Source organism: Tatumella sp. JGM130 (assembly GCF_018257525.1).
Classification (GTDB): domain Bacteria; phylum Pseudomonadota; class Gammaproteobacteria; order Enterobacterales; family Enterobacteriaceae; genus Tatumella; species Tatumella punctata.
The window spans coordinates 97,723-115,091 of record NZ_JAERJS010000007.1 but is presented as its reverse complement, the minus strand read 5'-3'; the positions used below and the strand labels follow the sequence as shown (position 1 = coordinate 115,091).

Below are 17,369 nucleotides of genomic sequence, written 5' to 3'. Positions count from 1 at the left end.
GCGATGGTTTTCACCATCGCTTTTTTATTTTCTGACCCGGCGCAAACAGCGATGCTGTTCCCGCCGGCAGTAGTGACTAACGATTAATATTCGCGACGACGGGCAGCCGGTGCGGCACCATCTTCACGACGCTGACCACGATGACCTTCACGGTTTCCACCGAAACCACGACCGCCTTCACGACCACCTTCACGACGATCCGAAAAACGACGACCGCCGCCCTCACGACCACCTTCACGGCCACCACGACGTGGCTCACGTGACTGTGGTGCATCACCAATCAGTTGCATATTCATCGGCTTGTTCAGAATACGGGTTTTCGTAAAGTGCTGCAGAACTTCACCCGGCATACCTTTTGGTAATTCAATTGTTGAGTGGGTACCAAACAATTTGATGTTACCGATATAGCGGCTGCTGATATCACCTTCGTTAGCGATAGCACCAACGATATGACGCACTTCAACACCATCATCACGGCCAACTTCAATGCGGTACATCTGCATTTCGCCGACATCGCGACGCTCACGACGCGGACGATCACCATCACGGCCACCTTCACGGTTACCACGACGATCATCACGGCTGCCACGCTCATCACGGTCACGGAACTCACGGCGTGCAGGACGAGGTGCATCAGCAGGGACGATTAACGGACGTTCACCCTGGGCCATTTTCAGCAGAGCGGCAGCCAGAGTTTCCATATCCAGATCTTCCTGCGGCGATAATTTCTCCAGCAGTGCACGATACTGATCCAGATCGCTGCTTTCCAGTTGCTGCTGTACGCGCTCAGCAAATTTCGCCTGACGACGGCTGCTCAGCAGTTCTGCATTTGGCAGTTCAACTTCCGGAATCGTCAGCTTCATGGTGCGTTCGATGTTGCGTAGCAGACGACGCTCACGGTTCTCCACGAACAGTAAAGCACGCCCCGCACGACCCGCACGGCCAGTACGGCCAATACGGTGTACGTAAGATTCTGCATCCAGAGGGATGTCGTAGTTTACCACCAGGCTGATACGTTCAACGTCCAGACCACGTGCGGCAACGTCGGTGGCAATCAGAATATCCAGACGACCATCTTTCAGGCGTTCCAGAGTCTGTTCACGCAGTGACTGGTTCATGTCACCGTTCAGTGCTGCACTGCTGTAACCACTGCGCTCCAGAGTTTCAGCAACTTCCAGGGTGGCATTTTTGGTACGAACGAAGATAATCGCCGCATCAAAATCTTCTGCTTCCAGGAAACGTACCAGTGCATCGCTCTTACGGCCGTAAGCAGTCCAGTAAGACTGGCTGATGTCCGGACGGGTAGTGATGCTGGACTGAATGCGCACTTCCTGTGGATCTTTCATAAAGCGACGGGTAATACGACGGATTGCTTCCGGCATAGTCGCAGAGAACAGCGCTGTCTGATGCCCTTCAGGGATCTGCGCCATAATGGTTTCAACGTCTTCGATGAAGCCCATACGCAGCATTTCATCAGCTTCGTCCAGCACCAGACCACGCAGGTTAGACAGGTCCAGAGTACCGCGTTTCAGGTGATCCAGCAGACGGCCGGGAGTACCGACAACAATCTGTGGTCCCTGACGCAGGGCGCGCAGCTGTACGTCGTAACGCTGACCACCGTACAGGGCCAGAACGTTAACGCCGCGCATATGTTTAGAAAACTCAGTAGCAGCTTCACCTACCTGTACCGCCAACTCACGGGTCGGTGCCAGCACCAGAATTTGTGGTGCTTTCAGAGAAGGATCAATGTTGTTCAGCAATGGCAAAGAGAATGCCGCTGTTTTACCACTTCCGGTCTGAGCCATACCCAGAACATCACGGCCTTCCAGCAGATGAGGAATACAGGCAGCCTGGATTGGCGATGGTTTAACGTATCCCATGTCATTCAGTGCAGACAAAATGGATTCGTTAAGGCCCAGATCGGAAAAAGTGGTTTGAATATCAGTCATGTAGTACACGTGCCTCTTAGATAACGGCGGCCAGTCTACATAACTCGTCATGAAAACTTTCAGTTATTTTCATTGAAAAGTGTGAACCGGCTCAAATTAGAAGTTTTTGACGAATAAAACACCCCTCACCCCGAAGGATGACAGGATACATAAACAAAGGGCGTTAAATGTCGTCAGCTATTGCTGGTCGGATTCTGATAAATCGTCTTGTGCCTGGCCAAGTTCCGCCAGTTCCAACAATGCGTATCGGTGTTCAACAAAGTTATTCACATTGTTGGCAACCGCCAGTTTGAATAACGCTTCCGCGTTATCCTTCTCCCCCAGACTTAGGTAATACTTACCTAAATAGAAGTTGGTTTCACTGAGATGTTCAGCGAGCGAGGTGTTATCCGTAGCATCCGCCTGTAAACGCGCCATCAGTGTTTTTTCACTGATATCGCCCAGGTAGAATTCGACAATATTCCATCCCCATTGATCTCTGTTCGCCGAGTCATAACGCTGCCTGAGCGCGACTTTCGCTTTGTCTGCATTTATCTCACGTTCGTCGAGATAGAGCCAAAGCGTACGAAAAGGATCATTAGGATCGTCCTGATAAAACGCCAGCAGATCATCTTGCGCTAACTTGTATCGACCGCCGTAATACAGCGCGATACCACGGTTTAAATGCGCATAATTGTAAGTTGGATCAAGCTCAAGTACAGAATCAAACGCTTCATAGGCAGAATCAAAATTACCTGCCTGCGTTAAGTATATACCAAGATAGTTAAATACTTCTGGCATATCTGGTCTGATAGACAACGCTTGGGAAAAATCGTTCCGTGCGAGTGCCCGCAAACCTAAACTATCATACAACACTCCGCGCTCATATAACAGCTGTGCGCGTTCATCATCGGTGAGAGCACGACTGGCAAGAATTTGTTCCATACGTGCCAGGATGACTTCCTGCTGCAACGTTGGCTGCAAAGGCACGGCAAGAACTTCGTTCTGACGCCAATTAGAGCTGCTGCATCCTGCCAGCAATAAAGCTGTCGCAACAAAACCCCAGCGCAAATAAGGCTTCATTATCCCACTCCCGAATACAAACATTAGGATGAATATCCTGTCATCCGCCTGCCGTGCAAAGGAATCCTGCCCTCGCGATAACAGAAATCCTGCTCTCCGGGTGTCCGGAGAGCAGGAAAATCATCGAACGCTTAACCGGCGTCGGACGGATTCGTCGCTGCGGTTTCTTCTGCCTGCGGTTTTTCAGCCGCTTCTTTGATGCTCAGGCGTACACGACCCTGACGGTCGACTTCCAGTACTTTAACCGGAACTTCCTGGCCCATCTGCAGATAGTCTGTCACTTTTTCTACACGCTTTTCAGCGATCTGAGAAATATGTACCAGACCTTCTTTACCGCCACCAATGGCAACGAATGCTCCGAAATCAACGATACGGGTGACTTTACCGTTATAAATACGGCCCACTTCGATTTCTGCGGTGATTTCTTCGATACGGCGGATAGCTTCTTTCGCTTTGTCACCATCAGTAGCCGCAATTTTTACGGTACCGTCATCTTCGATTTCGATAGTGGTACCGGTCTCTTCGGTCAGAGCACGGATAACTGCCCCCCCCTTACCGATAACATCTTTGATTTTGTCCGGATTGATACGAATAGTATGAATACGTGGTGCAAATTCAGATATTTCGATACGCGGGGTGCTGATTGCCTGTTCCATGGTACCCAGGATATGCAAACGCGCACCTTTCGCCTGGTTCAATGCAACCTGCATAATTTCGCGGGTAATACCTTCGATTTTGATGTCCATCTGCAGTGCAGTCACACCGTCGCGGCTACCGGCAACTTTAAAGTCCATATCACCCAGGTGATCTTCGTCGCCCAGGATATCAGACAGGACAACATAACGTTCGCCGTCTTTCACCAGACCCATCGCAATACCCGCTACTGCGGCTTTGATAGGCACCCCGGCATCCATCAGTGCCAGAGAAGCACCACAGACTGATGCCATAGATGATGAACCGTTAGATTCGGTGATTTCTGATACCACACGTACAGTGTACGGGAAGACATCGGCTTTTGGCATCATCGCCAGCACGCCGCGCTTCGCCAGACGACCGTGGCCGATTTCACGGCGTTTTGGTGAACCCACCATACCGGTTTCGCCCACAGAGTACGGAGGGAAGTTGTAGTGGAACAGGAAGCTGTCGGTTCTTTCGCCCATCAGCTCATCCAGGTTCTGCGCATCACGGGTGGTACCCAGTGTTGCCGTAACCAGTGCCTGAGTTTCACCACGGGTAAACAGTGCTGAACCGTGGGTACGCGGCAGAACACCAGTACGAACGTCCAGACCACGAACCATATCTTTTTCACGTCCATCGATACGCGGTTCGCCGTTCAGAATACGTGCACGGACAACGTTTTTCTCGATGGCGTGCAGCAGGTCACTGATTTCGCCTTCATCCAGTGCTTCATCTTCTGCTTTCAGTGCAGCAATAGTTTCGCTTTTGATCAGGTTAACCTGCTCATAGCGTTGCTGTTTCTCTGTAATGCGGTAAGCGTCACTCAGACGAGCTTCAGCCAGTGCAGCAATACGTGAATTCAGAGCTTCATTTGCCGCTTCCGGCTGCCAGTCCCAGCGTGGTTTGCCTGCTTCAGCAACCAGAGATTTAATATTTTCGATCACAACCTGCTGTTGCTCATGGCCAAAGACCACCGCACCCAGCATTTGTTCTTCGCTCAGTACATCAGCTTCTGACTCAACCATCAGTACCGCATTCTCGGTACCGGCCACCACCAGATCCAGACGGGTGTTAGCCATCTCTTCAGTGGTCGGGTTCAGAACATACTGATCATTGATGTAACCAACACGGGCTGCACCGATGGGACCATTGAACGGAATACCAGATAAAGAAAGGGCCGCTGACGCACCAATCATTGCCACGATGTCCGGGTTAACCTGTGGGTTAACAGAAACAACAGTTGCAATAACCTGTACTTCATTGACAAAACCTTCAGGGAACAGCGGACGCACCGGACGGTCAATCAGACGCGCAATCAGTGTTTCACCTTCACTCGGACGACCTTCACGACGGAAGAAGCTTCCCGGGATACGGCCGGCAGCGTAAGTACGTTCCTGATAGTTAACCGTTAACGGGAAAAAGTCCTGGCCTGGTTTCGCTTTCTTCTGACCGACAACGGTCACGAATACACAGGTATCATCAATGCTTGCCATCACAGCAGCAGTCGCCTGACGGGCCATCATTCCTGTTTCCAGAGTGACGGTATGCTGGCCATACTGGAATTTACGTACAATCGGATTCAGCAAAGTTTAGATCCTTTAATTTTTAATCAGATAGCCTTTTTCAGGCTCTCTGTATCATGGGTTTTGATCTTCCAGCATCCTCGCGACTAATGACAAATCTTTCCGTACTGCCGGTGGGATAAGGTTTCTCATTAGCCGCGCGAATCGTGCAAATAAAGATCACTCACGGTAACAATACATGAGTTTTAGCAGAAATACTGCCAGTCCCCCGAAAAAAGGGGCCATACAGGCCCCTTTTCGCGAAACTCGCTCAAATTTTTTCGCCGGAACAGCACGGCTGATAACGCAACGTACAGACCATTGAAAAAACTCTTCAGACTTAGCGACGCAGACCCAGAGCTTCGATCAGGCTCGAGTAACGTGCAACATCTTTACGCTTCAGGTAATCCAGCAGCTTACGACGCTGGGAAACCATACGCAGCAGACCGCGACGGCTGTGGTGGTCTTTTTTGTGCTCAGAAAAGTGACCCTGCAGGTGGTTAATCTGTGCAGTCAGCAGAGCAACCTGAACTTCAGTTGAACCACTGTCATTGGTACCACGACCGAATTTAGCAACGATCTCTGCTTTAGCTTCTACGCTTAGAGACATAATAAACTCCAATATATGTGTTGATTTCAGGTTGCCGATCTCTAATTCAGCTCCCCACTTTAAAGCCGCGTCATTCTACTCTGCGGCCGACATGAGTGCAAATAACTCAGTCGAAATATTCAACCACCAGTCGGCGCGGTGCAACACGCCCCTGATCGTCGATTTCTGCCATACCGATAAACTTCTGACTGTCGCCTTCACTGACGCGCACCAGGCCATTGGCTGGCGCACCGGCAATTTGTACCGGCTGACCGAGTTTAAACCAGTGACTGACGGATTCCGGCAAATTCACCAGCGGATAGTCTTCCGCAGGGCTGTCCATTGGCATCAGTAACGCATCCAGGGCCGCCAGATCGGTGTGTCCCTGTGGGTCCGGCGCGGCCAGTGTTTGTAACTGCTCCAGGGTGACCATTTTATCCATCGGATAACGGGCGACCTGTACACGGCGCAGCATGGTGACATGAGCACCGCAGCCAAGCTTTTCACCCAGATCATCAATAATGGTCCGGATATAGGTGCCTTTTGAACAATGAATTTCCAGCTCCAGTTCATCATCCTGATGACGGATAAACTGTAACTCATGGACAGTGATCGGCCGGGGTTCCCGTTCAACAGTGATACCCTGACGGGCATATTCATATAACGGGCGTCCCTGATGTTTCAGTGCCGAAAACATAGAAGGCACTTGCAGGGTTTGCCCGCGAAAACTGTCCAGCGCCTGAGCAAGCTCAGCGGCAGTAAAACGGACCGGACGTTCTTCAACCACATTACCATCCGCATCGGAGGTATCGGTACGCTGGCCGAGCCGGGCGATAACACGGTAACGTTTATCAGAGTCGAGCAGGTAACGGGAAAATTTGGTCGCTTCACCGAGGCAAATGGGCAGCATGCCCGTTGCCAGCGGATCCAGCGCGCCCGTATGGCCGGCCCTGTTCGCGTTATAAATACGTTTTACTTTTTGCAGCAAATCATTGGAGGATATACCCGTGGGCTTATCCAGCAGTAATACCCCGTGGATATCACGCCCACGGCGACGGGGACGTCCCATCAGTCCTCCTCGTGCTCTTCAGGCTTATCGCCGCGACGTTCGTTATCCCGCTTAACTACATTGGATACCAGGTTAGACATACGCATACCTTCGACCAGGGAATTATCATAGAAAAACGTCAGTTCCGGGACAATACGCAAGCGCATCGCTTTACCCAGCAGAGTACGGATAAAGCCGGAAGCATCCTGTAATGCTTTAACCCCTGCTTTTACTGCATCTTCGTCTTTATCATTCAGGAATGTGACAAATACTTTGGCATAGGCCAGGTCGCGTGACACTTCGACACTGGATACGGTTACCATCATACCGAGACGGGGATCTTTGATTTCGCGCTGAATAATCAGGGCAATTTCTTTTTGCAATTCCTGAGCAACACGCTGAGAACGACCGAATTCTTTTGCCATCTTTTTGCTCCTTTCAAATAATTCGGGAGGCCAGCGGCCTCCCAAATAGTCATAACCTGGTAACGATTAATCGATAGTACGTTTGATTTCAATAACTTCAAACACTTCGATAGAATCGCCGGCGCGAACATCATTATAGTTCTTCACACCGATACCACATTCCATACCATTACGGACTTCGTTGACGTCATCTTTGAAGCGGCGCAGAGATTCCAGCTCGCCTTCATAAATAACCACGTTCTCACGCAGGACACGGATAGGATTATGACGTTTAACCACACCTTCAGTAACCATACAACCGGCAATGGCACCAAATTTCGGTGATTTAAATACATCACGGACTTCAGCCAGACCAATGATCTGCTGTTTGTATTCCGGTGCCAGCATACCGCTCATTGCTGCTTTTACTTCGTCGATCAGGTTATAGATAACCGAGTAGTAACGCAGATCCAGGCTTTCAGCTTCAATAACACGGCGCGCTGATGCATCAGCACGAACGTTAAAGCCCAGCACGATAGCATTAGATGCCGCTGCCAGAGTGGCATCAGTTTCGGTAATACCACCGACACCGGAACCGACAATTTTCACTTTAACTTCATCGGTAGACAGTTTCAGTAATGAATCTGAAATAGCTTCAACCGAGCCCTGTACGTCTGCCTTCAGTACGATATTCAGTTCAGAAACGTCACCTTCTGTCATGTTAGCAAACATGTTTTCCAGTTTAGATTTCTGCTGACGAGCCAGTTTAACTTCACGGAATTTACCCTGACGATACAGAGCAACTTCGCGTGCTTTCTTCTCATCACGTACCACAGTCGCTTCATCACCGGCAGCAGGTACACCTGACAGACCGAGAATTTCGACCGGGATTGACGGACCGGCTTCCAGAACTTCCCGTCCCAGTTCGTTACGCATCGCACGGACACGGCCATATTCGAAGCCACAAAGGACGATATCGCCTTTGTTCAGGGTACCGGCACGTACCAGTACGGTAGCAACCGGACCACGGCCTTTATCAAGGAAGGATTCGATAACCACACCGCTTGCCATACCACTGCGTACCGCTCTCAGTTCCAGAACTTCTGCCTGCAGCAGGATTGCCTGTAACAGGTCATCAACACCGGTACCTGCTTTCGCAGAGACATTGACGAACATGTTTTCGCCGCCCCACTCTTCCGGAATAATTCCGTACTGGGTCAGTTCATTTTTAACCCGATCCGGATCAGAATCTGGTTTATCGATTTTGTTAACTGCAACCACCACCGGTACATTGGCCGCTTTAGCATGCTGGATAGCTTCTACGGTCTGAGGCATCACACCATCATCCGCTGCGACTACCAGGATAACGATATCCGTTGCCTGAGCACCACGGGCACGCATTGCGGTAAACGCGGCGTGGCCAGGAGTATCCAGGAAAGTGATCATGCCGTTACCGGTTTCAACGTGGTAAGCACCGATATGCTGGGTAATACCACCGGCTTCACCGGAAGCAATTTTTGCAGAACGGATATAATCCAGCAGCGAGGTTTTACCGTGGTCAACGTGACCCATGATAGTTACCACCGGCGCACGTGATTCAGCTTCTGTATGTCCGCCGATATCACGGTCACTCATTACCGCTTCTTCCAGCTCGTTTTCACGACGCAGGATCACTTTGTGACCCATTTCTTCGGCAACCAGCTGAGCAGTTTCCTGATCGATAACCTGGTTGATGGTCGCCATGGCACCCAGTTTCATCATTACTTTGATGACCTGAGAACCTTTCACTGCCATTTTGTTCGCCAGTTCAGCGACTGTCACCGTTTCACCGATCACTACATCACGGTTAACCACCTGCGCCGGCTTGTTAAAGCCTTGCTGCAGAGCGCTGCCCTTACGATGTTTACCGCCTTTACCGCCGCGAACAGCTGCACGTGCTTCTTCACGGTCAGTTTTCGCTTCAGAGTGTTTGTTACTTTTCTTTGCACGCGGGCTTTTGGTCGCAGTGCGGGTACGGCCACGGCCACCTTCAACCTGACGATCGTTCTCGTCTTCAGCCTGACGGGCGTGAGTTGATGTAGTCACGTGGTAGTCAGAAGCGTCTTCGGTTTCCACCGGCTTCTGCCACTCTTCGCCTTTCTCTTCAGCCAGTTTACGGGCTTCTTCAGCAACACGCTTTGCTTCTGCTTCCAGCTTACGGCGTGCTTCTTCTTCGGTTTTACGCTTAAGTTCAGCGGCTTCCGCTTCGCGACGGGCTTTTTCTGATGGTGCTGCCTGGGTCATATCGTTCTTTTGTTGATTCGTCACAGTTTTTGTTTCCGCAGCTTCACGTCTGGCTTTTTCTTCTGCCTCACGCTTAGCTTTATCTTCGGCTTCACGTTTCGCTTGTTCTTCAGCAACGCGTCTGGCTTTTTCTTCTGCCTCACGGCGTGCTGCCTCTTCCGCTTCACGCTGTGCCTGTGCTTCAGCTTCTGCCTGGCGTTCCGCCTCGGCATCATCTTTCACATAGGTACGCTTTTTGCGGACTTCAATTTGCACAGATTTACTTTTACCCCCGGTGCCGGGAATATTCAAGGTACTGCGTGTTTTACGTTGCAAAGTGAGTTTACCTGAATCCGTAGTACCGTGCTCACGGTTCAGGTATGACAGTAAACTTTGTTTTTCCTGTTCAGTCACAGAGTCGTTTTCAGACTTAGTGATGCCTGCATCAGCCAGTTGCTGTACCAGACGATCAACAGGAGTTTCAATTTCTGCAGCCAGCGATTTTACAGTTACATCAGTCATGCTGTTCCTTCCTGTTAGTTATGCGTCACCGCCAAACCAGCAGATATTACGTGCAGCCATAATCAGCTCGCCGGCTTTCTCTGCAGAAAGCTCTTCAATATCTGTGAGGTCATCAATACCCTGTTCAGCTAATTCTTCCAGAGTGCTGACGCCTTTAGCAGCCAGACGATAGGCCAGGTCTTTATCCATTCCCTGCAGAGCCAGTAAATCATCTGCAGGTTTCTGGTTACCCAGACTTTCTTCTTTTGCCAACGCCAGGGTGGTCAACGCATTTTTAGCTCGTTCACGCAGAGCCTCTACCATCTCTTCTTCGAGCCCGTCAATTTCCAGCAGCTCATCGACCGGCACATAGGCCAGTTCTTCGAGAGTCGAGAACCCTTCTTCTACCAGTACAGTAGCGAATTCCTCGTCAATATCGAGGTATTTCGTAAACATATCGATGGCTGCATGAGCTTCTGCCTGATGCTTCGCCTGCAGGTCATCAACCGTCATTACGTTCAGTTCCCAGCCACTCAGCTGAGAGGCTAAACGTACGTTTTGGCCATTACGGCCGATCGCCTGAGCCAGATTTCCGGCTTCAACAGCGATATCCATGGTGTGATTGTCTTCATCCACCACAATGGATGCGACATCAGCAGGTGCCATGGCATTAATCACAAACTGTGCCGGATTATCATCCCACAGCACAATATCGATACGCTCACCGCCCAGTTCACTGGAAACGGCCTGTACACGAGCACCACGCATACCTACACAGGCACCTACGGGATCGATACGTTTGTCATTGGTTTTTACAGCAATTTTAGCACGTGATCCCGGATCACGGGCCGCGCCTTTAAGTTCGATAACTTCTTCACCGATTTCCGGCACTTCAATGCGGAATAACTCTTTCAGCATTTCAGGCTTAGAGCGGCTGACAAACAGCTGCGCTCCACGGGCTTCAGGACGCACCGCATAAAGAATACCGCGGATACGGTCGCCCGGGCGGAAGTTTTCACGTGGCAGCATATCTTCACGGAGGATCACTGCTTCAGCACTGGTGGCAGAACCGTCGGTCGGACGCACTTCCAGAGAGATGCTGTCACGGTTAACTTTTTTTACCACACCGGTAATGATTTCGCCTTCCTGCTCACGGAACTGATCAACCACCATCGCACGTTCGGCTTCGCGAACTTTCTGGACGATAACCTGTTTCGCTGTCTGGGTGGTGATACGGTCGAAAACCACAGATTCGATCTGATCTTCCACGAACTCGCCGAGAGTAAGGTTCTCATCTTCAAACTGAGCCGCCTCCAGCGTGATTTCACGGGTTGGCAGCGTCACTTCATCAACAATCAGCCAACGACGGAAGGTATCAAAGTCACCACTTTTACGATCAATACAAACACGAACATCGATTTCCTGTTCGTATTTTTTCTTTGTTGCCGTTGCAAGCGCACTTTCCAGCGCTTCAAAAATTTTTTCGCGCGGCAGGGATTTCTCGTTAGAAACGGCTTCTACAACAGCTAAGATTTCTTTGTTCATCCTGGTTAGCCTCAATCCGGACGTTTAAAAATGGGGGACCAGATTCGCTTTCTGAATATTACTCAGCGCGAACACTTCATCATTACCCTCGACGGTCACGGTCACCATTTCACCTTCTACGGCTTTAATGATGCCCTGCCACTTACGGCGGTTCTGCACCGCAATCCGCAACACCAGACTTACCTCATCTCCGGTAAAACGCTGATAGTGTGCTGCGTTAAACAACGGTCTTTCAAGACCAGGTGATGAAACTTCAAGATTATAAGCAACGGTGACCGGATCTTCGACATCCATTACTGCACTGACCTGGCGGCTGACATCAGCACAATCATCAACGTTGATGCCATTCTCACTATCAATATAGATACGCAGTGTCGATACACGGCCGCGAACGAACTCAATGCCGACCAGTTCGTAGCCAAGCGCTTCTACCGGAGCGGTGACTAACTCAGTTAATTTTTGCTCTAATGTGGACAAGCCCACCCCCAAGACATAAAAAAAGGGCTAACGCCCAAAATTGCTATTACCTGATAATAAAAAACCCCGAAAATTCGGGGCTTTTTATCACTGGACCCTGTGTCTGCCGTGATACGACAAAGCACATACCAAAAGAATTCTTTTCAAAACCAGGTGATTGCAGTTACCTGCAGACATTTTGAAAAATAACTCTAAGGGAAAGTGGTTGCGGGGGCCGGATTTGAACCGACGACCTTCGGGTTATGAGCCCGACGAGCTACCAGGCTGCTCCACCCCGCGTCCGAAAACGTGGCGAATTTTACGCCGAACATGCTTAAAAAGCAAGTTATAAAGAATTGGTACCGAGGACGGGACTTGAACCCGTAAGCCCAATTGGGCACTACCACCTCAAGGTAGCGTGTCTACCAATTCCACCACCTCGGTACTGCTTAAGACGATAGAGAAGTCATTCGCCGAAAGTAGGGTTACTGCTGAACTGCTTACTGCGGGATGTCACTGCCTGGTGCTGCTGGTTTTGCAGGCTGCTGAGTCTGTTCAGACTTTACAGGTGCACTCAGATTATCCCACTCACTTCCTTTCGCGCTTTTGTTGGTGTTCAGGTTGCCAAGGATCAGACTAATAATAAAGAACAGCGCAGCCAGAATGCCGGTCATACGAGTCATGAAGTTACCAGACCCTGTTGAACCAAACAATGTTCCTGACGCACCAGCACCAAAAGATGCTCCCATATCAGCGCCTTTACCTTGCTGCAGCATAACCATGCCTACCAGGCTGACTGCTATCAGAAGGAAAATAACTAAAAGAGCTTCGTACATAATTAACCTGTTTCCTTGCACGCTACCGTACAGTTAAAACTTCACCTGGCGCTGACGGATAGTCACTACCCATCAGAAGCGGGTCTGAATACTAACCAATGGCCGCAGACTCTGCAAGAGCAATTTTGTCCGCCACACTCGTTTGGCGATAAAACCAGCACAGCGCTGCATTTATCGCCAGCCACCTGCGATGACGATCATCGGTTATCCGGCTGAGGGCCCGCTGTGCCGCCGGACAGTGGCGGGCGCTTCGCACCGTGGTAACGTCAGCCAGCTTTTACAGCATCGGCAATCTTATTTGCCAGTGCCGTCACTTGCTGCTGATCTTCACCTTCCACCATGACCCGGATCAGAGGTTCAGTCCCGGATTTGCGTAACAGTACGCGGCCACGGCCTGCCAGTGCTGCTTCAGCTTCAGCTGTCGCCAGCGTCACTGCGTTACCGGACAGTGGATCCGTTTCACCGCTAAAGCGGACATTGACCAGTATCTGTGGCAGTAATTTCATACCGCTGCACAAGTCATGCAGTGTCATATGATTGCGGACCATCGCTGTCAGTACCTGCAAACCTGCCACAATCCCGTCACCGGTGGTGGTTTTATCCAGCAAAATCACATGACCTGAATTCTCGGCCCCTAACTGCCAGCCTTTTTCCTGTAATTTTTCCAGCACATAACGGTCACCCACTTTCGCTCTGGCAAACGGGATACCCAGCTGCTTCAGGGCCAGCTCCAGCCCCATATTGCTCATCAGGGTGCCGACAACCCCGCCCCGCAGATTCCCCTGGCGCAGCTTCTCACGGGCGATGATGTAGAGGATCTGGTCACCGTCGACCTTATTCCCCTCATGGTCCACCATCATAATCCGGTCGCCATCGCCATCGTACGCGATCCCCAGATGTGCCTGCTCAGCCAGTACTCTCTGCTGTAATAGCCGTAAATCCGTCGCGCCGCACTCTTTATTGATATTCATACCGTCCGGCTGAGCCGCGATGGTAATGACCTCAGCGCCCAGTTCGCGCAGCACATTAGGCGCAATGTGGTAGGTTGCGCCATTGGCACAATCGACGACAATTTTCATCCCGTTCAGGCTGAGTTCACTGGGGAAAGTGCCCTTACAGAACTCGATATAACGGCCGGCAGCATCCACGATTCGGCTGGCACGTCCCAGTTCAGCAGAAGGCACACAGGTAATGGTTTTTTCCATTTCCCGTTCGATAGCCGTTTCCACATCATCCGGCAGTTTAGTCCCTTCCGTAGAGAAGAACTTAATACCGTTATCATAAAAAGGATTGTGAGACGCCGAAATAACAATCCCCGCCTCAGCACGGAAAGTGCGGGTCAGGTAGGCAATCGCCGGGGTCGGCATCGGACCGGTAAAGGCGGCAGATAAACCGGCAGCAGCCAGTCCCGCCTCGAGGGCAGACTCCAGCATATAACCGGAAATACGGGTATCCTTACCAATAATGATCTGTTTTGAACCATGGCGGGCCAGCACTTTACCGGCGGCCCAGCCCAGTTTCAGTACAAAGTCAGGGGTGATCGGTGCCTCTCCGACTTTGCCACGGATCCCGTCAGTGCCAAAATATTTATGTTCACTCATAATGTTGTCCTTTCGCTCTTAATGTGGCCTCAGCGACCCGTATGGCTTCAACTGTTTCTTTTACATCATGCACACGGTGAATTTGTGCGCCCTGCATAGCGGCAATCACTGCGCATGCCAGGCTACCGCTTAGCCGCTGTGATGGGCCGACATTCAGTAGCTGGCCGATCATTGACTTACGGGACATACCAGCCAGTAACGGCAGCCCGAAATGGTGAAAATGATGTAAATGTGCCAGCAGCTGGTAGTTATGGGCAAGATTTTTGCCAAAACCGAAGCCGGGATCCAGTATCAGATTTTCTTTCTTTATGCCCCCGTCAATACAGCGGGTAATCTGCTGAGTAAAGAAACGGTCGACGTCTGCGACTACGTCCTGATAATCAGGAGCCTGTTGCATGGTTTTTGGCTGGCCCTGCATATGCATCAGGCAGACCGGTAAGCCAGTGTCAGCCGCCGCAGATAGCGCTCCGGGCATCTGCAGTGCACGAATATCGTTAATAATATGTGCTCCGGCCTGTGCCGCTTCGCGGATGACTTCCGGCCGGGAGGTATCGACAGAAATCCACACGTCGAAACGACGGGCAATTTCTGTCACTACCGGGATAACCCGCTCCAGTTCTTCTTCGGTACTGACTTCCGCAGCCCCTGGCCGAGTAGACTCACCACCAACATCGATAATGGTGGCACCGGCATTCACCATCTCATTGGTATGGGTGATAGCATCGGTTAAAGTCGCATGACTGCCGCCATCGGAAAATGAATCAGGGGTAATATTCAGTATCCCCATCACATGCGGAAATGAAAGGTCGAGTTCAGAATCCCTGGCGTACAACTTCATCAGACGGTATCTCCCGGCAGTAAAAAACAGCAATAAAAAACCCCGGACAAGCCGGGGTTGTATTTTAACGTAAAAGCGTCTTATTTATCGAATGATTCAGACATGGTGTTATTGCCCGGGGTCTCAGTACGCGGTTCATCGACCGGACGAGGCGCCTGCGGTGCAGGAGTACCATTGTTATTGTCTGAAGAAGAACCATTATTTTTTGGTTCTTCCCATCCGGCTGGCGGACGGACTTCGCGACGCGCCATCAGATCATCAATCTGTGGTGCATCGATAGTTTCGTACTTCATTAATGCATCTTTCATGGAATGCAGAATATCCATGTTTTCATTAAGGATAGTACGGGCACGCTGATAATTACTGTCGATCAGGTGTTTAATTTCCTGGTCGATAATACGTGCCGTTTCATCAGACATATGTTTCGCTTTGGCAACCGAACGGCCGAGGAATACTTCACCGTCTTCCTCTGCGTACAGTAGTGGTCCCAGCTTGTCGGAGAAGCCCCATTGCGTAACCATATTACGTGCCAGGTTAGTCGCCACTTTAATATCGTTAGATGCCCCGGTGGAAACGTGTTCAACGCCATAGATAATCTCTTCTGCCAGACGGCCACCATACAGCGTGGAGATCTGACTTTCGAGTTTCTGACGACTGGCGCTGATTGCATCTCCTTCCGGCAGGAAGAAAGTCACACCTAACGCACGTCCGCGAGGAATAATGGTCACTTTATGTACCGGATCATGTTCCGGTACCAGCCGGCCGATAATCGCATGTCCTGCTTCGTGGTATGCCGTAGACTCTTTCTGGGCCTCTGTCATCACCATCGACCGGCGCTCAGCACCCATCATGATTTTGTCTTTGGCTTTTTCAAACTCAACCATCGATACCACACGCTTGTTACCACGCGCAGCAAACAGAGCAGCTTCGTTAACCAGGTTAGCCAGATCAGCACCGGAGAAACCCGGTGTACCACGGGCAATAATCGCCGCATCAATATCTGTCGCCAGCGGGACACGACGCATATGTACTTTCAGGATTTGCTCACGGCCACGCACATCCGGTAACCCTACCACGACCTGACGGTCAAAACGGCCCGGACGCAATAACGCAGGGTCCAGTACATCAGGACGGTTAGTGGCGGCAATGACGATAATACCTTCGTTACCTTCAAAACCATCCATTTCGACCAGCATCTGGTTCAGGGTCTGTTCACGCTCATCGTGACCACCACCTAAACCGGCACCACGCTGACGACCGACGGCATCAATTTCATCGATAAAGATAATGCAGGGCGCGGCTTTTTTAGCCTGTTCAAACATATCACGAACACGGGATGCACCCACACCAACAAACATTTCAACGAAGTCAGAACCGGAGATGGTAAAGAACGGTACTTTCGCTTCACCGGCAATCGCTTTTGCCAGCAAGGTTTTACCGGTACCCGGAGGGCCGACCATCAGAACGCCTTTAGGAATTTTACCGCCAAGTTTCTGGAAACGACTCGGTTCACGCAGATATTCCACCAGTTCACTGACTTCTTCCTTCGCTTCATCACAGCCTGCGACATCGGCAAAGGTGGTCTTAATCTGATCTTCGGTGAGCATACGTGCTTTGCTCTTTCCGAAAGACATCGCGCCTTTACCGCCACCGCCTTGCATCTGACGCATAAAGAAGATCCACACGCCGATCAGCAACAACATAGGGAACCACGAGATAAAGATAGAAGTCAGCAGACTTGGTTCTTCCGGTGGCTCACCTACTACGGTTACATTTTTAGTCAGCAAATTGTCGAGCAACTTGGGATCGTTGACAGGAATATAGGTCGTATATTTTCCACTGTCTTTTTTGATAACGTTAATTTCACGCCCGTTAATACGTGCCTCGCGGACCTGATCCTGGTTCACTTCCGACAGGAAAGTTGAATAATCAACCCTCTTGCCATTCGACTCGCTGGGCCCAAAGCTCTGGAATACCGACATCAGTACAACCGCGATGACTAGCCAGAGAATCAGGTTTTTCGCCATGTCACTCAAGG

At 50.7% G+C, this 17,369-nt stretch carries 14 protein-coding genes and 2 tRNA genes; all 16 read right to left on the bottom strand.

Translation table 11 applies throughout. The annotated features are described in order from the left end of the window. Positions 1-83 precede the first annotated feature (83 nt). Positions 84-1,949, bottom strand: coding sequence for a DEAD/DEAH family ATP-dependent RNA helicase (locus JK211_RS05460; protein ID WP_212707658.1), 1,866 nt, complete (start codon positions 1,947-1,949; stop codon positions 84-86). A 16-nt stretch (positions 1,950-1,965) separates the two neighbouring features. Next, complete coding sequence (gene yrbN / locus JK211_RS17045) at positions 1,966-2,022, bottom strand: protein YrbN (protein WP_111678723.1); 57 nt, start codon at positions 2,020-2,022, stop codon at positions 1,966-1,968. Positions 2,023-2,126: 104 nt separating this feature from the next. Next, a complete protein-coding gene (gene nlpI, locus JK211_RS05450; protein WP_212707657.1) occupies positions 2,127-3,011 on the bottom strand; it encodes a lipoprotein NlpI in 885 nt (294 codons plus the stop codon). A gap of 131 nt (positions 3,012-3,142) precedes the next feature. Beyond that, positions 3,143-5,275 carry a polyribonucleotide nucleotidyltransferase gene (pnp, locus tag JK211_RS05445; RefSeq protein WP_212707656.1) on the bottom strand — a complete coding sequence of 711 codons (2,133 nt, stop codon included), beginning with the start codon at positions 5,273-5,275 and terminating at the stop codon, positions 3,143-3,145. Between the two features lie 316 nt (positions 5,276-5,591). Beyond that, the gene (gene rpsO, locus JK211_RS05440; RefSeq protein WP_212707655.1) at positions 5,592-5,861 is read right to left on the bottom strand and encodes a 30S ribosomal protein S15; all 270 of its coding nucleotides are present in this window, start codon (positions 5,859-5,861) and stop codon (positions 5,592-5,594) included. Positions 5,862-5,967: 106 nt separating this feature from the next. After that, the gene (gene truB / locus JK211_RS05435; protein WP_212707654.1) at positions 5,968-6,909 is read right to left on the bottom strand and encodes a tRNA pseudouridine(55) synthase TruB; all 942 of its coding nucleotides are present in this window, start codon (positions 6,907-6,909) and stop codon (positions 5,968-5,970) included. Next, the gene (gene rbfA / locus JK211_RS05430) at positions 6,909-7,313 is read right to left on the bottom strand and encodes a 30S ribosome-binding factor RbfA (protein ID WP_212707653.1); all 405 of its coding nucleotides are present in this window, start codon (positions 7,311-7,313) and stop codon (positions 6,909-6,911) included. The genes truB and rbfA overlap by 1 nt, the downstream gene beginning before the upstream one ends. A gap of 66 nt (positions 7,314-7,379) precedes the next feature. Then, positions 7,380-10,076 (bottom strand): translation initiation factor IF-2, encoded by a 2,697-nt coding sequence (gene infB, locus JK211_RS05425; RefSeq protein WP_212707652.1) that lies wholly within the window; start codon positions 10,074-10,076, stop codon positions 7,380-7,382. A gap of 18 nt (positions 10,077-10,094) precedes the next feature. Beyond that, entirely contained in the window at positions 10,095-11,600 is a 1,506-nt protein-coding gene (gene nusA, locus JK211_RS05420) for a transcription termination factor NusA (protein ID WP_212707651.1), read from the bottom strand. A 24-nt stretch (positions 11,601-11,624) separates the two neighbouring features. Beyond that, complete coding sequence (gene rimP / locus JK211_RS05415; protein WP_212707650.1) at positions 11,625-12,077, bottom strand: ribosome maturation factor RimP; 453 nt, start codon at positions 12,075-12,077, stop codon at positions 11,625-11,627. Positions 12,078-12,279: 202 nt separating this feature from the next. Next, positions 12,280-12,356 (bottom strand) — tRNA-Met (locus JK211_RS05410). Positions 12,357-12,413: 57 nt separating this feature from the next. Then, positions 12,414-12,500, bottom strand: a tRNA-Leu gene (locus JK211_RS05405). A gap of 56 nt (positions 12,501-12,556) precedes the next feature. Next, a complete protein-coding gene (gene secG / locus JK211_RS05400; protein ID WP_212707649.1) occupies positions 12,557-12,892 on the bottom strand; it encodes a preprotein translocase subunit SecG in 336 nt (111 codons plus the stop codon). Between the two features lie 266 nt (positions 12,893-13,158). Continuing rightward, positions 13,159-14,493, bottom strand: a complete 1,335-nt coding sequence (gene glmM, locus JK211_RS05395) for a phosphoglucosamine mutase (protein ID WP_212707648.1) — start codon at positions 14,491-14,493, stop codon at positions 13,159-13,161. Next, a complete protein-coding gene (folP, locus tag JK211_RS05390) occupies positions 14,486-15,331 on the bottom strand; it encodes a dihydropteroate synthase (protein ID WP_212707647.1) in 846 nt (281 codons plus the stop codon). Before folP ends, glmM begins: the two co-directional genes overlap by 8 nt. Before the next feature lie 80 nt (positions 15,332-15,411). Continuing rightward, positions 15,412-17,358: an ATP-dependent zinc metalloprotease FtsH gene (gene ftsH, locus JK211_RS05385; protein ID WP_212707646.1), complete on the bottom strand. Its 1,947-nt coding sequence runs from the start codon at positions 17,356-17,358 to the stop codon at positions 15,412-15,414. Positions 17,359-17,369: the final 11 nt, after the last annotated feature.